General features: G+C 62.0%; 4 protein-coding genes. All 4 read left to right on the top strand.

The window, feature by feature from the left end:
• Positions 1-218: 218 nt before the first annotated feature.
• Positions 219-3,779 (top strand): response regulator, encoded by a 3,561-nt coding sequence (locus tag QOC89_RS06765; protein WP_323044319.1) that lies wholly within the window; start codon positions 219-221, stop codon positions 3,777-3,779.
• 45 nt (positions 3,780-3,824) lie between these two features.
• On the top strand, positions 3,825-4,670 hold the full coding sequence (locus QOC89_RS06770) for a CheR family methyltransferase (RefSeq protein WP_323044320.1): 846 nt from the start codon (positions 3,825-3,827) through the stop codon (positions 4,668-4,670).
• Between the two features lie 10 nt (positions 4,671-4,680).
• Complete coding sequence (locus QOC89_RS06775) at positions 4,681-5,307, top strand: chemotaxis protein CheB (protein WP_323044321.1); 627 nt, start codon at positions 4,681-4,683, stop codon at positions 5,305-5,307.
• A gap of 78 nt (positions 5,308-5,385) precedes the next feature.
• A partial coding sequence (locus QOC89_RS06780) for a response regulator (protein ID WP_323044322.1) occupies positions 5,386-5,532 on the top strand: 147 nt, incomplete at its 3' end.

Below are 5,532 nucleotides of genomic sequence, written 5' to 3' on the forward strand. Positions count from 1 at the left end.
AACCCCAACTCCCAGCTCAACAAAAACCCCAAATAAAAAAAAGCCCCTCATGCAATGAGAGGAAACCAAACCAAACCCGCGCCCAGCATGGCCCCCCACCCTCCAAAGCCCTCAAAAAAAGACCCTCATCCTGTATGATTACGCCCGTCGCCCAGCGACCAGATCAACCCCATCGAATACCCGAAAAAAATTCCGACCCCACGCCGAAGACAGAAAAAATGACCGCATCCCAGGCCGTCGATCAGAACCGTTTTCGCAGCATCATCCGCCGCAACATCGCATTGCCTTTAGGCGTTGGCCTCCTCACGATGGCTGTCTTCGTCGGCCTGATCGCATACCTGGTTTCAACCATGAACTGGGCGGAGCACTCCGAACGCGTGATTGGCCAGGCGAACGAAATGCTGCGTCTCGCGGTTGACCGCGAGTCCTCGATGCGCGGCTTCCTGATCACGGGCAACGAAAGCTTCCTCGCGCCCTACGAAACCGGCGGCCGCAACTTCAAGGCGCAGATCGAGGGGCTCCAGGAACTGGTCTCGGACAATCCCCCGCAAGTCGAAAAACTCAAGCAGATCGAAGCGACCCAGCAACGCTGGACCAATATCGCCGAAGCCCTGATCGACGCGCGCCGCCGGAACCAGGACTACGAAAGCGCGGTGGCGAGCAATCGCGGCAAGACTGAATTCGACGAAACACGCCGCGAATTCGGTGAATTTCTCGACGTCGAACTGCGCCTGCGCCAGGAGCGCGCCGAGGCGACACGCCGCGTCACCACCGCCCTGGTCAGCGTGTTCCTGCTCTTCAGCCTGAGCGTGAGTGGCCTGCTTGCCTGGGTGGGGCGCCGCGAACTGATGGGTCTGTCGGCCACCTATGACGGCGTGTTGCGCAAACAGGCCGAGCAGACCGACATATTGCAGGAGCAAGTGTGGTTGCGCTCCGGCCAGCGCCTGCTTGCCGAGAAGGTTGTCGGCCACGCGACTCCGCAACTGGTCGGCCGCGCGATGCTCGACTTCCTCGCGCAATATCTCGATGCCGCCGTCGGTGCGCTCTATGTGCGGGACAAACAGCACGGCACGTTACGTCGTATCGCCACTTATGGCTTCAGCCGCGAGAGCGAGCAGGCCACCGCGCGCAACGTCGAGGAATCGGAAACGCTGATCGGCCAGGCATCGGTCGCACGCCGCATGCTGGTGCTGCGCGACGTGCCGGATAACTACGTGCAAGTGGTTTCCGCCACGGGCCGAAGCGCGCCGAAGAATCTGCTGATCATGCCGATCGAAAACGACGGCCAGGTCAATGGCGTCGTCGAATTCGGCTTTATCCGCCAATTGACGGCGCGCGATCAGGAGTTCATGAATCTGGTCAGCAACAGCATGGGCGATTTCGTCGAAGCGGCGCTGTATCGCGAACGTCTGCAAGATGCGCTGGTCGAGACGCAACAGTTGAACGAAGAGCTTCAGGTCCAGCAGGAAGAACTGCGCGTCTCCAACGAGGGCCTGGAAGAACGCGGCCGCGCGCTGATGGAGTCGCAAACGCGCCTCGAGGCGCAGCAGGCCGAACTCGAGCAGACCAACGTGCAGCTCGAAGAATACGCCCAGCGTCTCGAGCGCCAGAAGTCGGATCTGCTGCGCGCGCAAGACGATCTCGCCGCCAACGCAGCGCGCCTCGAGCAGTCGAGCCGCTACAAGTCCGAGTTCCTCGCGAATATGTCGCATGAATTGCGTACGCCGCTGAACAGTTCGTTGATTCTCGCGAAGCTGTTGCAGCAGAACCGCTCCGGCAACCTGAACGAAGAGCAGGTGCGCTACGCGGAGACGATTCACGCGTCGAACAGCGATTTGCTGGTGCTGATCAACGACATTCTCGATTTGTCGAAGGTCGAAGCGGGCCAGGTGACGGTCGAACTCGAAACGGTATCGGTCGATGCAACGCTGCAGTCGTTGCAGGAAATGTTCAAGCCGATGGCCGCGGCCAAGCACTTGAGCCTTGCCTTCGACCGTTTGCCGGGCACGCCCGACACTTTCATTACCGACGGCCAGCGGGTCACGCAGATTCTGCGTAACCTGCTCTCGAATGCCGTGAAGTTCACCGAACACGGCGAAGTGGCACTGTCGGTCGCGCCCGCGGAAGACCATATGCTGCGTATCGATGTGCGCGATTCCGGCATCGGCATTCCCGCGGACAAGCTGGAAATGATCTTTGAAGCATTCCAGCAAGCCGACGGTTCCACCAGCCGCCAATACGGCGGGAGTGGTTTGGGCCTGTCCATTTCCCGCGAGTTTTCCCGTCTGCTCGGCGGCCGGATCACGGTGGCGAGCGAAGTGGGCAAGGGCAGTGTGTTCACACTCTGGTTGCCGCTCGACGCCGAGGCGGCGTTGGCGGGCAGCCGGAACGTGCAAATGCCGGCGCCGGCGTTTGCGCAGAATCAGGCGGCGGCAGCCGCGGCAAGCCCGGTCCAGAAGACGCCTGAGCCGCTGCTGACACGCACCCCCGCGAGCAGTGCCCAGCCGGCCGTCATCACGGCCGCCAACGGCTTGTCTGAGGGGAACGCGCCCGAAGCCACCAGCGGCCCGATCGCCGACGACCGCGATAACCGCACGCGTGCCGGCCGGCTGATCGTCGCCGTTGAAGACGATCTCGCCTTTGCCGAAATCCTGCGCGACCTGACGCACGAGCTCGATTTCGATTTCGTCCACGCCAGCAGCGCCGCCACCGGCCTCGCGCTGGTGCGCGACATGTGCCCCGCCGCGGTGCTGCTCGACGTCGGCTTGCCGGACCGCTCCGGCTTGACCGTGCTGGAGTGGCTGAAGAACGATCCGCTCACGCGCCACATTCCGATCCATATCGTTTCGGCCACCGATCATGCTGACAAAGCGCTGCACCTCGGCGCGATTGGCTATACGCTCAAGCCGACCGCGCGCAGCACGATGGAGGCCGCGATCCGCCGTCTCGAAGCGCGCCTGCAACAGCGCCTCAAGCGCGTGCTGGTGATCGAGGACGACGCGCCGATGCGCGAAAGCATCCGCGCGTTGCTGCAAAACGAAAACACCGAGATCGTTGCGGTTGCAACCTTGACGGCGGCGCTCGAGTATCTGGCGAAGTTCAGCTTCGATTGCGTGGTGACCGACCTCGCGCTGCCCGACGGCACCGGCTACGATCTGCTCGAACGGCTAGCCGCGAACACCGCGCACGCCGCGCTGCCGGTGATCGTCTACACGGGCCGCATGCTGTCCGACGAGGAAGAGCACCGCCTGCGCCGCTATTCGAAATCGATCATCATCAAGGGGGCGAAGTCGCCCGAGCGTCTGCTCGATGAAGTCACGCTGTTTCTGCACAGCGTGGAGTCGTCGCTGGCGCCTGAGCAGCAGCGCATGCTGCGCACGGTGCGGCAGCGCGACAATGCCTTCGAGGGCCGCACCATCCTGCTGGCCGAAGACGACGTGCGCAATATCTTTGCGCTCTCACACGTTCTTGAGCCGCTCGGTGCGAAACTGGAGATTGCGCGCAACGGACGCGAAGCGCTCGAAGCGCTGGAAAACGGTCCTGAAGTGCATCTGATCCTGATGGATATCATGATGCCGGAGATGGACGGCTTGACGGCAATGGGTGAGATCCGCCGCAATCCGCGCTTTGCGCATCTGCCGATCATTGCGCTGACCGCCAAGGCGATGGCGAACGACCGCACCCGTTGCCTCGAAGCCGGCGCCGACGATTACGTGTCCAAGCCGATCGACGTGGACAAGCTGGTTTCGCTGTGCCGCGTGTGGCTGCGGCAACGGTAATTGAGCAACAAGCAATACGACGCGGGAACACAACGCAGGAACACGATGAGCCAGTCCGAGTTTGACGTGCCGCAGCGCATCAGCGATTTCGACATTGAGTTGAAATTGCTGCTGGAGGCGATTTACCTCAAATACCAGCACGATTTCCGGCATTACGCGATGTCGTCGCTGCGCCGCCGCCTGTCGCAGGCGCTCGAAGAGTTCGGGTTGAAGACGTTGTCGCAGTTGCAGGACCGTATCATGCGTAACGGCGACGAGTTTTCGCGGCTGTTCCAGTACCTGACGGTGCAGGTCAGCGACATGTTCCGCGATCCGTTGTATTTTCTCGCGCTGCGCGAACATGTGCTGCCGCGTCTGCGCACCTATCCGTCGATCAAGGTATGGGTGGCGGGGTGCAGCACGGGCGAGGAATTATGGTCGCTGAAAATTCTCTTCGACGAAGAGGGGTTGACCGAACGCACGCTGTTTTACGCGACCGACATCAACCCTGACGCGTTGGCGCGCGCCGAGTCCGGCATCTATGCGCTCGACCGGATTCAGGGCTTCACGCAGAATTATCTGGCGGCTGGCGGCAAGCGGTCGTTATCGGATTACTATCATGCGGCGTATGGCGGCGCGCGCTTCGCGGGGTCGCTGAAGGATCGGGTTGTTTTCGCCGACCATAGCCTGTCCACTGACGAAGTCTTTCTCGAAGCGCACCTGGTGTCGTGCCGCAATGTGCTGATCTATTTTGATCGCGACTTGCAGGATCGCGCGCTGGGTCTGTTTGAAAACGCGTTGGTGCGGCGCGGTTTTCTCGGCTTGGGCAGCAAGGAAAGTTTGCGTTTTTCCACCCATTACGAAGCGTTCGACGAATTCCGTCCGAGCGAACGCATTTATCAGAAGCGCTAACACGGTCAATATGTCCCGTTCAATCGCCACGCCAGCCGTCGAATCCCAGCCGGGTGCTGCCGAAGCACGCGGCTTCGAGCTCGTGGTGATCGGCGGCTCGGCTGGCGGCATTGAAGTGTTGAACGTGCTGCTTGGCGCGTTGCCCGCGAGCTTTGCGCCAGCGGTGATGATCGTCACCCACTTGCCGCCGGATTCGCCGAGCTACCTGGTGCAGGCGTTCGCGCATCGCTGCGCGTTGCCCGTGCTCGAACCCGACGCGGGCGAGCAGATCATGCCGGGCCGCGTGCATGTCGCGCCGCCTGGCTATCACATGCTGGTGGAAGTGGATCGCACCGTCGCGCTTTCGACCGATGCCGCCGTGCGTTTTTCACGGCCGTCGATCGATGTGCTGTTCGATTCCGCGGCCTCTGTATATGGCGAGCGTTTGCTGGCAATTCTGCTCTCCGGCGCCAACGACGACGGCGCGCGCGGCATGAAGCGCGTGCGGGCGTTAGGCGGCACCGCGTGGGTGCAGGCACCCGACAGCGCCAGTTCTCCGGAAATGCCGCGCGCCGCGATTGAACGCGGCGCGGTGGATCACATCTATTCTCCCGAAACCATGGCCCGGCGGCTTGCAGCATTGCCGGCCTCTCTCTGACCCGATGCCATGTCGAACTCACCCGTGAACATTCTGATCGTCGACGACATCGCTCACAACATCACCGCGCTCTAGGCCTTGCTGACGCGGCCCGATGTCTCCGTGCTGGTCGCCGACTCGGGCACTGCCGCGCTCGACCTGCTGCTCAAGCACGAAGTGGCGTTGGCGATCCTCGACGTCAATATGCCCGGCATGAACGGTTTTGAACTTGCAGCGCTGATGCGC

The organism is Paraburkholderia sp. (assembly GCF_034668105.1).
GTDB lineage: Bacteria > Pseudomonadota > Gammaproteobacteria > Burkholderiales > Burkholderiaceae > Paraburkholderia.

Excerpts from the sequence above, each read along its gene's own strand:
- QOC89_RS06765 (WP_323044319.1), top strand. The coding sequence starts at position 219 with ATGACCGCATCCCAGGCCGTCGATCAGAACCGTTTTCGCAGCATCATC.
- QOC89_RS06770 (WP_323044320.1), top strand. The coding sequence starts at position 3,825 with ATGAGCCAGTCCGAGTTTGACGTGCCGCAGCGCATCAGCGATTTCGAC.
- QOC89_RS06775 (WP_323044321.1), top strand. The coding sequence starts at position 4,681 with ATGTCCCGTTCAATCGCCACGCCAGCCGTCGAATCCCAGCCGGGTGCT.